This is a genomic window from Nonomuraea sp. NPDC001831 (assembly GCF_042892035.1).
Taxonomy (GTDB): domain Bacteria; phylum Actinomycetota; class Actinomycetes; order Streptosporangiales; family Streptosporangiaceae; genus Nonomuraea.
In genome coordinates this window covers 105588-119723 of record NZ_JBIATU010000018.1, presented here as the reverse complement: position 1 = coordinate 119723, position 14136 = coordinate 105588, and the positions used below count along the sequence as shown (strand labels likewise).

The 14136-nt window shown below is 65.4% G+C and carries 14 protein-coding genes and 2 pseudogenes; 7 read left to right on the top strand and 9 right to left on the bottom strand.

Features of this window, described 5'->3' with window-relative positions; translation table 11 throughout:
• Positions 1-29: 29 nt before the first annotated feature.
• The 3 genes and pseudogenes from ACFYYW_RS40305 to ACFYYW_RS40295 form a co-directional block, all read right to left on the bottom strand.
• On the bottom strand, positions 30-806 hold the full coding sequence (locus ACFYYW_RS40305; protein ID WP_387657563.1) for an ABC transporter permease subunit: 777 nt from the start codon (positions 804-806) through the stop codon (positions 30-32).
• Positions 803-1567 carry an ABC transporter permease gene (locus tag ACFYYW_RS40300; protein ID WP_387657560.1) on the bottom strand — a complete coding sequence of 255 codons (765 nt, stop codon included), beginning with the start codon at positions 1565-1567 and terminating at the stop codon, positions 803-805. The genes ACFYYW_RS40305 and ACFYYW_RS40300 overlap by 4 nt, the downstream gene beginning before the upstream one ends.
• A 62-nt stretch (positions 1568-1629) precedes the next feature.
• Positions 1630-2283: pseudogene (locus ACFYYW_RS40295) on the bottom strand (ABC transporter ATP-binding protein); the annotation flags it as partial.
• Positions 2284-2395: 112 nt separating this feature from the next.
• Here ACFYYW_RS40295 and ACFYYW_RS40290 point away from each other — a divergent pair.
• From ACFYYW_RS40290 to ACFYYW_RS40280, 3 genes are all read left to right on the top strand, one after another.
• Positions 2396-3775 carry a sensor histidine kinase gene (locus ACFYYW_RS40290; RefSeq protein ID WP_387657557.1) on the top strand — a complete coding sequence of 460 codons (1380 nt, stop codon included), beginning with the start codon at positions 2396-2398 and terminating at the stop codon, positions 3773-3775.
• On the top strand, positions 3772-4413 hold the full coding sequence (locus ACFYYW_RS40285; protein ID WP_387657554.1) for a response regulator: 642 nt from the start codon (positions 3772-3774) through the stop codon (positions 4411-4413). Before ACFYYW_RS40290 ends, ACFYYW_RS40285 begins: the two co-directional genes overlap by 4 nt.
• A gap of 529 nt (positions 4414-4942) precedes the next feature.
• Positions 4943-5536, top strand: a complete 594-nt coding sequence (locus ACFYYW_RS40280) for a hypothetical protein (RefSeq protein ID WP_387657551.1) — start codon at positions 4943-4945, stop codon at positions 5534-5536.
• Positions 5537-5569: 33 nt separating this feature from the next.
• On the opposite strand, the pseudogene ACFYYW_RS40275 reads toward ACFYYW_RS40280, so the two are convergent.
• Positions 5570-5758 (bottom strand): annotated as a pseudogene (locus ACFYYW_RS40275) (transposase); the annotation flags it as partial.
• A gap of 88 nt (positions 5759-5846) precedes the next feature.
• Between ACFYYW_RS40275 and ACFYYW_RS40270 the strand changes: the two are divergent.
• The gene (locus tag ACFYYW_RS40270) at positions 5847-6377 is read left to right on the top strand and encodes a hypothetical protein (protein WP_387657549.1); all 531 of its coding nucleotides are present in this window, start codon (positions 5847-5849) and stop codon (positions 6375-6377) included.
• Positions 6378-6672: 295 nt separating this feature from the next.
• On the opposite strand, the gene ACFYYW_RS40265 is transcribed toward ACFYYW_RS40270, so the two are convergent.
• The 3 genes from ACFYYW_RS40265 to ACFYYW_RS40255 all read right to left on the bottom strand — a co-directional run bounded on the left by ACFYYW_RS40265 (position 6673) and on the right by ACFYYW_RS40255 (position 9505).
• Positions 6673-6975 carry a hypothetical protein gene (locus ACFYYW_RS40265; RefSeq protein WP_387657546.1) on the bottom strand — a complete coding sequence of 101 codons (303 nt, stop codon included), beginning with the start codon at positions 6973-6975 and terminating at the stop codon, positions 6673-6675.
• A gap of 146 nt (positions 6976-7121) precedes the next feature.
• Entirely contained in the window at positions 7122-8255 is a 1134-nt protein-coding gene (locus ACFYYW_RS40260; RefSeq protein WP_387657543.1) for a serine hydrolase domain-containing protein, read from the bottom strand.
• Positions 8256-8407: 152 nt separating this feature from the next.
• Positions 8408-9505, bottom strand: coding sequence for a serine hydrolase domain-containing protein (locus tag ACFYYW_RS40255; protein ID WP_387657540.1), 1098 nt, complete (start codon positions 9503-9505; stop codon positions 8408-8410).
• 118 nt (positions 9506-9623) lie between these two features.
• Between ACFYYW_RS40255 and ACFYYW_RS40250 the strand changes: the two genes are divergently transcribed.
• Together ACFYYW_RS40250 and ACFYYW_RS40245 are read left to right on the top strand one after the other, a co-directional pair.
• On the top strand, positions 9624-10280 hold the full coding sequence (locus ACFYYW_RS40250; protein WP_349457788.1) for a response regulator transcription factor: 657 nt from the start codon (positions 9624-9626) through the stop codon (positions 10278-10280).
• On the top strand, positions 10277-11542 hold the full coding sequence (locus ACFYYW_RS40245) for a sensor histidine kinase (protein ID WP_387657537.1): 1266 nt from the start codon (positions 10277-10279) through the stop codon (positions 11540-11542). The genes ACFYYW_RS40250 and ACFYYW_RS40245 overlap by 4 nt, the downstream gene beginning before the upstream one ends.
• An 83-nt stretch (positions 11543-11625) precedes the next feature.
• On the opposite strand, the gene ACFYYW_RS40240 is transcribed toward ACFYYW_RS40245, so the two are convergent.
• A complete protein-coding gene (locus ACFYYW_RS40240; RefSeq protein WP_387657534.1) occupies positions 11626-11934 on the bottom strand; it encodes a hypothetical protein in 309 nt (102 codons plus the stop codon).
• 537 nt (positions 11935-12471) lie between these two features.
• Positions 12472-12729 (bottom strand): transposase, encoded by a 258-nt coding sequence (locus ACFYYW_RS40235; protein ID WP_387657714.1) that lies wholly within the window; start codon positions 12727-12729, stop codon positions 12472-12474.
• 850 nt (positions 12730-13579) lie between these two features.
• Between ACFYYW_RS40235 and ACFYYW_RS40230 the strand changes: the two genes are divergently transcribed.
• Positions 13580-14077 carry a DUF402 domain-containing protein gene (locus tag ACFYYW_RS40230; protein WP_387657531.1) on the top strand — a complete coding sequence of 166 codons (498 nt, stop codon included), beginning with the start codon at positions 13580-13582 and terminating at the stop codon, positions 14075-14077.
• Positions 14078-14136: the final 59 nt, after the last annotated feature.

Sequence of the window (14136 nt, the reverse complement as noted above, 5' to 3'; positions counted from 1 at the left end):
ATCGCAACAAGGTCCATGGAGCGGGCATCTCAAACGTCCCTCCTGCGTATGAGCCAGATGGCGGTCAGCAGCGGAAGAGTCGCGTACAACACCAGCACGGTGGCGGCCGCAGGCGGAGACAGAAGTGACCCGTACACCGACGTGGTGATGAGCTCGCCGGTGATCTCGCGGGGAAGCGCACCGATCATGATCGAGCCCAGCCGCTCACTCCAGGGCTCCGGGATGTTGCCCACGATCATCGGAATGACGTAGATCAATCCCACCAACAAGGCGATCGCGCCGGTGGCGGAACGCAGAAGCGCGCCCAATCCCAAGCCAAGCAGCGCGAATACGACCACCGTGGAGCTCGTGACGAGCAGGAACGGAAGCTTGTCCGCGAACGACGTCAGATAGGCGCCGGAGAATCGGTCGCCAAGCACCCAACGCGAGACGAAATACGTCCCGAACACCGCCACCGGACCAATGACCAAACTCAATACACCGACCAGGACGGCCTTCGCAGCGAGAAGCGGCCATCTCCGGGGGACGACCGTCAGACTCGTTCTGATCAAGCCGGTGGCGTATTCAGATGTGATGGCCATTGTGCCCAGGGCGCCCATGCAAAGTTGCGGCACGATCACCAGGACCTCTTCCAGATCCGCTATCCGGGCAGCCGGACGTTGCTCCACGGGAGCGTCGTCGTACATGCCGGCCGCCATGGAGGCCAAGGCAAGACCCAGGAGGATCGTGCCGAGACTGATGCCGATGATGAGATAGGAAGAGCGGACCGAACGAACCTTCAGCCACTCAGAGGCGAGAACACTCATACGTCCCTCCGCTTGAGCGAGATGAAACCGGCAACGAGCGCGAGCACCGGGTAAGCCAGGAGGACCAGCAGCGCGGCCCACGGTGGAAGAAAACCGTCTCCAAGCCGGGACGACAGGCGATCGCTGGCCAGCTGGGGAACCAGGTTCGGCAGCAGCAGCGATGCGGCACGCGTGTTCCAAGGCGCAGGCAGGTAAACGACAACACCAGGCAGGACGAACAGCAAGGCCACGACCGAGATGAGCGCGCCGGCCGTCGACCGCGTGGCCATGCCCAGGCCGAGCCCCACCAGAGCCAGCGCAGTCACCGAGACCCCCGCAGCCAACAGCACCGGCACGTCGTCGGCCAGCGAAGTCTCGTTGAAGCCCAGCCGGTGGCCATCGGCGATCAGACGGCTCGCCGAATAGGTGACCAGAAGGATGACGTGAGCCGCAGTCAACGTGGCCAGGCCGACGACGACGGCCTTGGCCAGAAATAAGGTGCTGCGCCGCGGAACGACGGTAAGACTGGCGCGAATCATCCCTGTCGCGTATTCGGACGTGACCGCCAGCACGCCAAGCACAGTGAGGCTCATCTGAAGGAGGGGCAGGAAGCCTTGTTCCGGCGCGGCCGCCTGCAGCGTTCCCCGATCTTCGGCGAGGTCGCTGACGTAGAGCGTCCAGACCACCCCGAGCACAGCCATGAGAGCCGACGCACCCATTGCGTGCCAGGTGGAAGTCACTGACCGGAGCTTCAGCCATTCGGCCAGCAGGGCCGCCCTCATCTCGCCGCTCCGAACTGGACGCTGCTCGCTGTCAGAGCCATATAGGCGTCCTCCAGCGAGGGATAGCGCGCGGTCAGCTCGCTGACCGTGGAGTGCGCGACCAATCGCCCCCGGCCCAGGATCACGATGCGTTCAGCCGTCAACGCCATCTCGCTCATCAGGTGACTGGAGAGCAGAACGGTCCTGCCCTCGGCGGCCAGTGACCGCATCAGGTCGCGGATCCAGCGCACGCCGTCGGGATCGAGGCCGTTGACGGGTTCGTCGAACAGCAGCACACCAGGATCGCCGAGCAGCGCAGCAGCGATGCCGAGTCGTTGTTTCATGCCGAGGGAGAAGCCGGCCACGCGTTTGCGTGCCACACCCGCCAATCCGACCTGCTCAAGCACCTCGGCCACGCGTGTGGCACCGATGCCGTTGGTGGTGGCCAGGCAGAGCAGATGGTTGTAGGCGCTGCGCCCGCCATGGACCGCACTCGCGTCGAGCAGCGCCCCCACCTCGAACATGGGCTTGCGCAAGGAGGCATACCGTCGGCCGCCGACCAGGGCCTGGCCGGAGGTCGGCGCGTCCAGGCCGAGAATCAGGCGCAGCGTGGTGGATTTGCCCGCGCCGTTGGGGCCCAGGAAGCCCGTCACATGGCCCGGCTCGACCTCGAAGGACAGATCATCCACGGCGAGCGTGTCGTCGTAGCGCTTGGTGAGGTGCTGAAGTTCGATCACGCTGAAGAAGATGCGGCATGCTGGGCCGGCGGCGCATCAGACCACGGTTCGAACTTCAAGGTCAGACCCTGGGCTGACGTGCTCGGCTCGGCGAGCGGCTACCGTTCAACGCGTGAACGAGAACCATCCCTTCTTCGCCAGGCGTTGGAGCCGCAGCCAGCTGATCGTGCTCGATCTGGCAGCGGGGCTGGGGTTCGCGTTCGTGTTCGTCACAGCGGCGGTCACCGCGCCTGGGATGCCGCCGTGGCTGAAGATCGCCCTCCCGTGCGGGCTGGGCCTGCCTTTGGCGGTACGAAGGCTGTGGCCTGTGCCCGTCTTCTGCTTCACACTGACGCTCGCCCTCTTCGCAGTTGCAGTTGACGTGGTGGGATATGCCTGCATCGCACCCGCTTATGCGATCTATATCGTGGCGACGTCCGACAGGTTCGGAGCCGTGCTGCCGTCCTCGGCCATCGGTGTGGTGAGCATGATCAGTGTGTTCGGACTGGTGGTCGCCGGTGGCGCGCCGCGCGGGGGCACGCCTGCTTGGCTCGTGCACATCGATCAGCCGCTGGTCGGCATCGCGGCGCTCGGCGGAGCCTGGACCATAGGGCGGGCCGTCCGGGAACGCAGGTTGTACGCCGCTCATGAGGCCGAGCGAATGTCCGAGCATGCAGTGACGCAGGAACGGTTACGCATCGCGCGGGAACTGCACGACGTCGTGACTCACAGCGTGGGATTGATCGCGGTCAAGGCCGGCGTGGCCAATCACGTGCTGGCGACCAGGCCGGAGGAAGCCCACGACGCCTTGCGTGTGATCGAGACCGCCAGTCGGAGTGCTCTGGTGGAGATGCGTCATCTTCTAGGCATGCTCCGTTCGACTCAGCTGCCAGATCTTGCTCCCGTTCCGGGTATCGCGGGCCTGGAGGGCTTGGTGGCGCAGGCGAGGCAAGCTGGGGTCGAGGTCGAGCTTGATCTCCGGATTGGGGGAGATGAGGTTGGCCAGGGAAGTCCAGGCTTGCGGGGTCAGGCTGACAGCACGCCATGTGGGCAGCGAGGCGCGGGGTCTGGCGAAGTAGGCGGGCCTCACGACGAGGAACAGGCCACGCGGTGGGACGGTGACCGCGCGCTGGATGGAGGCTTGTGCGGAGGAGTCGTCGCCGCGAATGGAGTGGGGGAACGACGAGGAGGCGGTGCGGCGCAGGAAAGACGGTTGCCCGATGGCGTGGAGTTGTCTGTGTATCGCATCGTGCAGGAGGCGCTCACGAACGTGGTCAAGCATGCCTCACCGACTCGCTGTCGCGTCTCTGTCGTAACGGACGCGGGCGAGGTGCGGATCGAGGTGGTTGACGAGGGCCCAGGAAGGCGCGTGTCGCCCGGGGACGGCTCCGGCCATGGACTGATCGGGATGCGGGAGCGGGTCATGATGTACGGCGGAGTCTTTGAGGCAGCAAGTCTGCCTCGGCGAGGGTTTCGTGTCTTCGCGCGTCTGCCGTTTCAGGAGGCCTCATGATCAGAGTGGTCGTTGCTGACGATCAAGCTCTGCTCAGGGGGAGCTTCACGATGCTGGTCGACTCCGAGCCTGACATGACAGTGGTGGGCGAGGCGTCAACCGGTGCTGAAGCAGTGGCGGTCGTCTTGGAGCATCGACCCGATGTGGTGCTGATGGATGTTCGCATGCCGCACATGGATGGCATCGAGGCGACTCGGCGGATCGGGGATGTCTCGCGGGTTCTCGTGGTGACGATGTTCGACCTGGATGCGTATGTCTACGACGCACTTCGGGCCGGTGCGAGTGGGTTTCTACTCAAGGACACGCCGCCTGCTGACCTGCTCGCTGCCGTTCGCGTGGTTGCAAGCGGTGAGGCTTTGCTGGCGCCAACGGTGACGCGACGCTTGATCGAGGAGTTCACGAAGACTCCGGTGGCGCATCGCCCGCAAGGACTGGACAGGGTGACGGAGCGGGAGAGGGAAGTGCTGCTGTTGATCGCTCGTGGGCTGTCCAATGGGGAGATCGCTGATCATTTGCAGTTGAGCCTGGCCACCATCAAGACACATATCGGCCGCTTGCTCGCGAAGTTGGATGCTCGTGACAGAGCGCAGTTGGTTATCGCGGCGTACGAAAGTGGGTTGGTTACCGCAAGGGGGTGATGTGGAGGGCCTGGATCGACCATTGCTCAGTGCTTTCTGTGGCGGGTCGGAGGTCTCCGCAAGAGGCGGATTTTTAAGGCGAGTGTCGAGACCGCAAAGCCGACTTGGGTGTATTGGGCGGTCGCTTGCCGTCGGTCGTCTGCATGTAGGGGAAGTGAGTACTCCGGCCGCACCTGGTGATTTGGGTCGTCTGGAGGGTAGGGCGTAATTCCGAGTGGTGGGTTCAGGGCGCTACGGGAGCCATCATCTGCCGGATGCGTAGCAATCGATGTTGATCGATTCTCGACTGGTTAAGGTCTTAGTGCGTGTTTGAGAAGATTTAGTGGCCGTGCCAGTCGCAGATGTACGGTGCCTGGCGTTGTTCAGGTCCGCTGTGGGTGACGCAGCCAGTCATACCTCCGATTGCTCGCTAGCAGAGATCGCTTCGGAAGCGTTGGGGTCGCGTGCGTAGTCGCGGGCCAGTTCAGCACGATCTGATTCTCAGACTGGATGCGCTCCTCATGATCTGCGGCTGCGCCATGATGGCCGGGTGATCCATGACTACCGCACTCTCTTCGAGCGGCACCAGTGGCTTAGGGACAGCCTCTGCTGGACCGTGGTGCAGCCCCTAGATGAGGGGGTCGCGCTGGACGACCTCCTGTGGCGGCTGAACAGAGGCCATGACCCGGAAGAACGCATCATGGACTACCCCATGGAGGTAGCCATGGACGAGGACCTTACCCTGCTCTACGTCTTCGAGGGCGACGGCGCGTACGGGTTCCTGGAGTGCAGGTACGGCTATCCCCTATCCGACGAACTCCTCTCCACGCTCAGCGAGGACGCCCGCGTGTGGACCACGTCATGGCAGTTCAACGGCACATCGACGATCTCCTGCGCAGGCGGCGGCAGGGTCCAGGCACGGATCCGGAACTACGTCCTCGGCGACCAGATCGACGAAGAGACCACGCCGGACGTCTTCACCAACTTCCACGTCATGCTCGACGACCTCGACCGCCAGGACTTCGACGGCAGGCGCAGCGCCGCGTTCGCGTTCATCGAGGCGGCCACTGGGGTAGGCGTCGAAAGCGACCGGTTGGACGGCGAAGGATGTCCGGTAATCGTTCTCGACACCCCTGCCATCTAACCGCTTGTTTGAGAAGATCGTTTTCGGCGGGTTTCACGCGCATAGGTAGCGTGGCTGGCGCTGAGCAGGTCCGCCACGGGTGAGGCGGTGAGCCATGCCTGCGATGGCTGCCCAGCGAATGATCGCTTCGGAGACCGCGGGGTCGCGTTCGTAGTCGCGGGCCAGCCGGCGGCAGGCTGTCAGCCAAGCCAGCGTCCGCTCCACTACCCACCTGCGGGTCATGTGGAGTCTGATCTGTCAAGCGGGCCATGCTGCCTGTCGGTAGATATCGGCTGGCCGACTGCGTGAGGAACCTGGACAATCACCTATCGTGATGGGGATCTCCGGCTTCGAGCCGACCTTTCTCGTCGGCCTTGAAGCCGTCCGCAAGGAACACGGGCCAGGCATGGCAGCGCTTGGCGGCCGGCGTCTGACGGGGTTCGCGATCGTGCGGTTCGTCGAGGACGGAGACTGGTTCGCTGACTGCCCCGTTGTCTTGAACTTCGACGGTGTCCAGGTAGAGATCTGCCACTGGAAGCTCGATGAGCTATCGATCAGCTGGAACAGCATCGACACGACGACAGCGATCAGCGACTGGGAATGGTTCGAGCTGACTCCGGCGTGGTCCAGTGCCGACGAACGGCTTGAGCCGTTCGTCGGCCAGGAACTACGCGAAGTTGCTCTGCTGGAGTGGCGTCCTTCGAGTCATGACCTGGCGGACGGCACCATCGCGGTGGAGTTCGTCTTCGACGCCGGCTGTTTCCATATCGCCAACGCTCTTGATGAGAACAGCATCGAGATCGGTGACGCTCATCCGGAATTCGTGCGGCACCGGTTGGGCTGCGGTGCGCCGCCTGAGTAGGTCGGCCTCCGGTTGATCTCGATGACCGGCAGCAGGGTCGCCTGGGTCGGCGTGCTGATCTGCCGGGGCGTGGGCCCAGCGGGGGTGGGGACGTCGGCGAGTTGGCCGAGCAGCCGGTCCAGGGCAGTCTGGCCGTCGTCGACGCGGCGCGTTCGTCGTCGGTGAGCGGGACGGCGGCGAGCATGCGCTGCAGGTTGCTTTTGGCCTCCAGCAGCAGTGCCTTGGAGGAGTCCTTGGGGGTGTAGAAGTCGCACGTGGCGCGGGCCATCCGGTGCGGACACTGCTCGAAGAAGGTTCAGTTGCAGAACCCGTGGCCCAGGTCGTAATACTGCCACGGCTCGCCGGCGGCCGCGGCCCCGTTCTCCACGGCCTCGCGGTCGACCAAGACCTCGATGGTGCGAACGTTGCGGTCGAAGTAGCCGGCGTCGCGGTAGGCCTTGGAGTATGTGTTCGGAGTGATCTTGGCGTAGTGCTGAGTGGTGTCGGCTGACCGGTGCCCGAGCCAAGCTTTCAGCTCGAACAAGGTCATCGGCTCCTTGGCGTCGTAGAGCTGCGTGGCGATATTCACCACACCCGTGAAGGCCACGGTTTGCGACAACTCCGCACACCGGGACCTGCGGACTTGTCCCGGGATCGGTGGAGTGAGGGCACCTCCGTGTGTTGTCCGATCCGCTTGCCAGGCCGCCCTGCTGCGGATAGCCGACAATATGTCGATCGGAAAGATTCAAGCGCCTAGAGGCGGCGCTAACCCGTTATCAGGGTTCTGGCCTTCCTGAGTGGCTCGAAGAGGGCGAGGTCCTGGTTGGTGAGGATGACGATGGTGTAGCCCTTGGTGGGAAACATGTCCAGCTCACTCCAGTAGCCGGGGATGCCGCCGTTGTGGCCGACCACGCGCACGCCGTTGCGCAACTCGTCGCTGAAGCCGTAGGCGTACTTGCTGTCCTTATTCAGGCCTTGCACCTTGCCCTCCATGACGGTCCGGGTGAGCTTGGCATTGAGCAGCCGGTGTCCCTGCAGGGCCTGGGCGAACTTGAGCATGTCGCCCACGGTGGAGATGGCGCCACCAGCGGGCGACGCCCCGTCGGGCTGGTCGCCGAGGTCGCGTAGCTCGCCCTCCGGTGTGGTGCCGTCCATCGTCGGCATGCCGACCCACTGGCCGTTCGTGTCGAACAGTGCGTAGGGATGAGCCATGCGCTTGACCTTGGCGGGCGTCCAGGGGCCGAGGAAGGTGTCGTGCATCCGCGCGGGCGTCAGGATGTGCTTTCGGACGTAGTCGGCGTAGTCCTGCTTGCCCACCTGCTCGATGATCGCGCCCAGGACGATGTAGCCGGCATTGCTGTACTGCATCTTCGTGCCCGGCTCGGACGTCAGCGGCTGCTTGACGATCTCCTTCATCAGGACGTCGACGTCGGTCTGCGCATGGTCGTTCCCGGGAACCTCGCCCATGCCCGAGGTGTGGGTGAGGAGGTGATGAACGGTTACCGTGTCGGCGATCTCGTTAGGAAACCCCTTGACGTACGTGCCGATCGTGTCCTGGAAGGAGACCTCGCCTCTCTGGACGAGCTGGGCGACGGCGACGCCGGTGATCATCTTGCCCATGGAGCCGATGCAGAACCGCGTCTGCAGCGTGTTGACCTCGTTCTCAGCCTTGTCGGCCATGCCGTAGGCGTTGTTCAGTACCGGCCGGCCGCCTTTGGCCACCAGGACCGCTCCCGAGAACTTCCCGGCAGCGGCCAATTCCTTCAGATAGGCATGAAAGGCACGCCAATCTTCTCGTGAGGGAACAGCGGCCGCGGCCGCCGCCCGCGCGACCGGCCGTCCGGCGGCAAGCGCCATCAGCAGCGCTCCGCCGACAAAGGCCCTACGGCTGACAACCATGGAGATATTCCTTTCAAGAGTGCATCGACAGGAAGCTGCATCACGCTGTTGCCGCCGAGGCCCCGGCTACCGGGCGCCACGTCGATGCCGTTGATCGGTTCGCGGGGTCCGGAGGCTCGTGGACGCAGGTCGCGGTGGATGGACGCCTCCGGTCATCGGCTGGGGCAGAGCACGGTCGCGGCGGCCTTGTTCATGGCGTCATTGACGGGCATGGCCTGCTGGTTGTCGATCTTTAGCGTGGTGGATACCACGAATTGGCGGCGGCCGTCGGAGGAGGTGTAGGTCACCGCCAGGAAGCCGGGGCCACTGCCCGCGGCCGCCGCGACCGTCCCGCCACACAGATCGGGCCGCGGCCGTCCTACCGCCTGCTGCAGGTCCGCCGGCAGCAGCCGGCCCTGGTTGAGCGCGCGGTAGAAGGCGCTGAGATCGCCGGAGGTGGAGACCACTCCTCCGGCCGCGCCGCCGAAGCTCGCGTTCTGCCGGTCGACGTCGCGCGGCCTGCCCTTGGCGTCGGGGTGGTAGCCGTGCCCGTGCGGGCCCTTGACCCCCTGAGGAGGCCTGGTGGTCAAATAGGTGTGCTTCATCCCCAGAGGTACGAAGAGACGCCGCTCCAGCTCGGCAGACAGGCTGCGGCCGGTTACCTTCTCGACGACCAGGCCGAGGAGAACGTAGTTGGTGTTGGAGTAGGCGAACCCCGCGCCCGGCTCCCCGGTGCGGGGGACCTCGCGGGATGCCTTCACCAGGTCGATCGGGGAGTAGTAGGTCGTGAAGTCGAAGGCGTCGTCGAACTTCCCCGAAGCGAAGAAGTCAGGGATGCCGGAGCTGTGGCGGAGCAGCTGCTGGACGGAGATCTCGCCGGCCCGCTCGACCAGATCCTGCTGCGCCACCTGCGGCAGAACGGCGGCCAGCGTGTCCCCCAGGCCGAGCTTGCCCTCCTTGACCAGTTGCAGGACCACCGTGGCCGTCATCAGCTTGGTCTGGGACCCCACCCGGTAACGGGAAGCCGCAGGAATGTGCCCACCCTTGCCGCCGAGCAGGCGCGTCCCCGCGCTCCCCTGCCCCTGGCGCCGGCCGTCGACGTACAGCTCGCCGATGGCCCCCACCACGCCGTCCGTCTTCGCCAGGTCCTTCATCGCCTGCTGGACGTCTCCCGTCTTGACCTCGACGGCGGCGGTGGCGGATGTGTGGAGACTCAACGCCAGCATGGCCGATGCCAACCCGGTCATGCCGGCCGCTCGTGCACGGCTCATCTCGTCATGATCCTTTCTATGGGGATTTCGAGGTGATCACATCTACCGGCCGACGCATATCGGGGGGCGATCGGCGAACCATATGTGGTCCATATGTGGACGTTGCGATACTGCCCGGATGCGTGTGCTCCTGGTCGAAGACGAGCAGCCCCTCGCCGGCTACATCGAGGCCGGGCTGCGCAAGCACGGTTTCACCGTGGACCTCGCTCTCGACGGCCGCAGCGCGCTGGACAAATGCGAGCTCACCCCATACGAGGTGGTGGTCCTGGACCGGGACCTGCCGGAGGTCCACGGCGACCAGGTCTGCCGCCGGCTCGTCCAGCGGGGCGTGTCGCGGGTGCTGATGCTGACCGCCTCCGACGCGGTGGAGGACCGGGTCGGTGGGCTGATGCTGGGCGCCGACGACTATCTCGGCAAGCCGTTCGCCTTCTCCGAGCTGGTCGCCCGGGTGCACGCCCTGGTACGGCGTAGCGCACCGGCCCGTCCACCGGTGCTGCGCACCGGCGGGGTGAGCCTGGATCCGGCCCGGCGCAGCGCCGAGCGGGATGGCAGGCTGCTGCGCCTGACCCCCAAGGAGTTCGGCGTGCTGGAGCAGCTGCTGGCCGCCGGCGGTGACGTCATCAGCGCGGAGACGCTGCTGGAGAAGGTGTGGGACGAGCACGCCGACCCGTTCACCAACGCGGTCCGGATCACCATCGGCACGCTGCGCCGCAAGCTCGGCGACCCGCCGCTGATCGAGACCGTCATCGGCGCCGGCTACCGGATCGGCCCGTGAGGCTGACCGCCCGCGCCCGGCTCGCCATGTTGCAGACCGCCCTCGTCCTGGCCGCGGGAGCCGCGCTGACCGGGCTGACTTACTTGCTTATGAAGCGGCGCCCGGCGCTCGTCACCCACCTCGACCCGACCGGGCCCGGCCCACAGGGCACGCTCCAGCCGGTGCCACCCCAGACGCAGGACCTGCACGATCTCGCCGACCGGGTGCAGGCCGACACCCTGGCCGCACTGCTGCCCCAGGCCGGTCTGGCGCTCATCATGGTGACCGTCCTGGCCGCCCTACTGGCCTGGCTGGTCGCCGGTCGAGTGCTGCGGCCGATCCGCGTCATCTCCGCCGCCGCCCGGCGGCTGTCGGCCGAGAACCTCACCGAGCGGGTCCCGGTCACCACCCCGGCCGACGAACTGTCGGCGCTGGCGGGCACGGTCAACGACATGCTGGACCGCATCCAACGCGGCGTCGCCGAGCGCGACCGGATCCTGGACAGCCAGCGGCTGTTCACCGCCAACGCCGCCCACGAGCTGCGCACCCCACTGACCACCGCCCGCACCGCCATCGACGTCACCCTGGACGGCCACCCCAGCCGCAACGAGCTCCTCACCATGGCCGGCGACGTCCGCGACGCCGTCGCACACATGCAGCGCGTCCTGAACGGGCTGCTGCTGCTGGCCCGCAGCCAGGCCGAAGCCGGCACGCGGGAGGCGGCCGATCTGGCCGCCATCACGGCAGCCGCCCTGGGCACGGCCGAGGAGCAAGCGGCAGCCGCCGGCATAGCCGTACACGCAAGGCTGCGGCCGGCGCTGGTCACCGGCGAGCCCGTCCTGCTGGAACGCCTGGTCGGTAACCTGGTCGACAACGCGCTCCGCTACAACCACGCCGACGGGCACCTCATCGTCGAGACGCACACCGTCGAGACGAGCACAGCGGGCGCACGCGCCGTGCTGCGGATCTGCAACACCGGCCGCGAGATCGCGCCCGAGGAAGCTCAGACGCTGCTGGAACCGTTCGTGCACGGGCAGGGCACCCGCGTCCGCACCGGCGGCCCGGGCCTGGGCCTGGGACTGTCCATCGTGCGCGCGATCACCCAAGCCCACCATGGACACATCGCGATCACAGCCCGCCCAGGCGGTGGCCTCGACATCACCATCGAGCTCCCGCCTCACTCACGGGCCGCAGAGCGGCTGGCACGACGACCCGCTGCGGTCACCGCACAGCCGGCGTCCGTGTTGCCTGCGGCACCACCGAGGAGCCGTCCCGCTGAATGAACGCATCCGACGCCTACGGGTCACCGGTCTCGAGCTGTTGGTCATCGGAATCCATCCGCCTGCCTTCGGCGTCAAGCGGCTGTTTATGTGGAATCAGAAGGCTGGCAGTCAAGCCTTCCTTTCGCGTGCTTCCGAGCCTTGAGGGCCAGCACGACAGGAGTTGGATCGCCGCTTTCCGTGAACTGTTCGAGTGCCAGTCCCGCAGCGAGGAAGGCGCGCATCAGCTCTGGGAGCGGGCGGTGGGTGGCGCCGACCTTGGCGCGCACGCTCCGGCCGGTCCAGGACGCCTTGGTCCAGTGACTGTCGAGGTAGCCGGGGTGGATCACGACCGCGTTCAGATCGCTGCGGTCGGCGAATCCGCCGCAGAAGCAGGGGTGGACGCCGACGTGCACGAACACTCCGCGCTGGCGCCTGTTACAGGTTCAGTTTGACCGTGATTGAAGACGGTTGTCCTTCGGGGGAGTTGGCGCCCGATCGCCGTGTTTGTGGCTCTTGGGTGCGGCCGCGGACGGTAGGTCCAGAGGGGAAGTCGACTCGAAGGGGCGGCCCGCGCGGGCACAGGTGTAGGGGTTGGTGCTCGCGCGGGCCGGAGAGGAGGAGCCGTAGGTGCCCGCGCGGGCAAAATGGAGGGGGATTCTAAGTGCCCGCGCGGGTGTCTATGGGATCCGGTATCGGATCGGTCTGTCCTACTTCGAACAGGTTGGTGTGGAAACTGTTCGCTGTTTCGGCTTGCTCAGGGTGAAGATTACTAGCCGGTGGCCTAGTTGTGGGAGTGAATTCTTATCTTGATGCTGGCGGAATGGTAAAGGAGGGGCAGTCTCGGGGGTAGTGAGGCTAAGTGCTTTCTGTGACGTTTTGTGCGGGATTGTCGTGAGTTCGAGGAGATTGTCTAGGGGGTTTGAGTTTTTGAGGGTTCCGGGTTGCGCGGGTCAGGGGGAGGGTGGTGTGGCCCCTTGGGGAGGGGGTGGGTGTTCTTCGGGTCGCGCTTCCGCCAAGACGCGTTCCCATGTTCCGTCTTCGGTCCAGCGTTTGTATCGTTCGTAGCAGGTTTGCCAGGGGCCGTAGCATTTCGGGATTTCTCGCCAGGTCGATCCGGTCTCAAAACGCCACAGGATTCCGTTCACCACTTGCCGGTGTCCACGCCGCGGGCGACCAGGGCCTGCGGTGGACGGGAGTAGGGGGGCGATCCGGTCTCATATTTTGTCGGTCAAGTCGCTGCGTGTTTCCACGGCTCACTATTTAAGCGGGATCCGAGGGGGGTGGTAAGGGGCTCCTGGGGGTGTTCTCTGGCTGGAGGTGTGTGGGCGGGAGGCGGGAACCGTGAAGATGTCTGGTCTTTGGGTGTCAGGTCACAAATTATCAAGACTTATGTCGTTTGGGAGCTTTTGGGGGTGGTGATGTTGCACTTGCGGTATGTGGTTGGGGTAGTTCCTCGTTGGTTGCATGAAGTGTGTGTGGGCAAGGTGCGCTAGCTGAGGGTGTTGCTGGCGCGGTGTGGTTCTGCCGGTACATGGGGGCTTTGTTTTTGTGGGGCGCGACTGTCTTGATTGGGGCGGGTTTTCGGCGTGGGGGTAGTGGGCTGGCCTTTGGTGTTGCGCGAGACGGGCTGAGGGTCCATTGATTGGAGCGTGCAGGGCGCTCGTCGTTGTGGTCTGCGCGTTAGAAGGCTGAGCACGCTCAGTGTGGAGGAGAAACTGTTCGAGCTGTTTGGCAGCAAGTTCAAGTCCGTCAGCGGTCTCGGGTGGTGGCTGATTAGGAATGGCCGCTGATGGTCGGCTCGTCTTCCGCGGGGTGGTTGAGAGGCAGGTCCATCGACTCTTGGGGAGTGTTGAGGGGCTTGAGGCGTTTGTGGTGCGGCGTACCTGGTGGCGGCTGCATGGTGTCGTGCGGTGGCAGGCAGGCAGGCAGGCGGGGGAGGGGCTGCGTCTGTGGCGAGGGCACGGTCTCAGGGCGTGGGGAGAGGGCGGCAGCGGAGGGGATGAGAGGGGTGACCTCTCGGTTCTCGTGGTGGAGGGGGACGAAAAGTAGATTTGTTCTATGAGTGATGTACGGGTGGTGTTTCGGAAGTACGGCGGGGCGTTGCACTGGAACCATCCGGGCACGGTGCTCGGAGACGATCAATATGGGGTTTGGGTGGCCGTGCCCGGCGGGACGGTTGCGCGCAAGGGGGATGGGCCGGCCATCATCTGGGACAACCACGCGACCATGCTGTTCCCGCGGGATGCCTGGTGGGCGGCATCGTTCAATGCGGCACCGCATCGCACTGAGGTCTACGTGGATGTCACCACGGTTCCCGAGTGGCGGGATGACGAGGTCACCATGTTGGATCTCGATCTCGACGTGATCAGGAAGCGGGACGGCCGGCTCATTCTCGACGATGAGGACGAGTTCGCCGAGCATCAGGTGGTGCTGGGGTATCCGCCGGAATTGGTCGCTGGGGCGGAAGCGAGTGCGCGATGGCTGATGGATGCGGTCGGGGCTCGTAGAGGGCCGTTCGGGGGAGCACACGTGAAGTGGCTCGCGATGATGGAGTGAGTGCCGTCGGTTCGGATGGTGGGTAGTGGGGCGGCTTGCTTGGGCTTGCGTCGGCGGCT

What these genes read in the sequence shown, in the direction of transcription:
- ACFYYW_RS40260 (WP_387657543.1), bottom strand. Translation starts at nt 8,255, where the DNA reads ATGGTTGTCAGCCGTAGGGCCTTTGTCGGCGGAGCGCTGCTGATGGCG.
- ACFYYW_RS40230 (WP_387657531.1), top strand. Translation starts at nt 13,580, where the DNA reads ATGAGTGATGTACGGGTGGTGTTTCGGAAGTACGGCGGGGCGTTGCAC.
- ACFYYW_RS40255 (WP_387657540.1), bottom strand. Translation starts at nt 9,505, where the DNA reads ATGAGCCGTGCACGAGCGGCCGGCATGACCGGGTTGGCATCGGCCATG.
- ACFYYW_RS40300 (WP_387657560.1), bottom strand. Translation starts at nt 1,567, where the DNA reads ATGAGGGCGGCCCTGCTGGCCGAATGGCTGAAGCTCCGGTCAGTGACT.
- ACFYYW_RS40250 (WP_349457788.1), top strand. Translation starts at nt 9,624, where the DNA reads ATGCGTGTGCTCCTGGTCGAAGACGAGCAGCCCCTCGCCGGCTACATC.
- ACFYYW_RS40285 (WP_387657554.1), top strand. Translation starts at nt 3,772, where the DNA reads ATGATCAGAGTGGTCGTTGCTGACGATCAAGCTCTGCTCAGGGGGAGC.
- ACFYYW_RS40305 (WP_387657563.1), bottom strand. Translation starts at nt 806, where the DNA reads ATGAGTGTTCTCGCCTCTGAGTGGCTGAAGGTTCGTTCGGTCCGCTCT.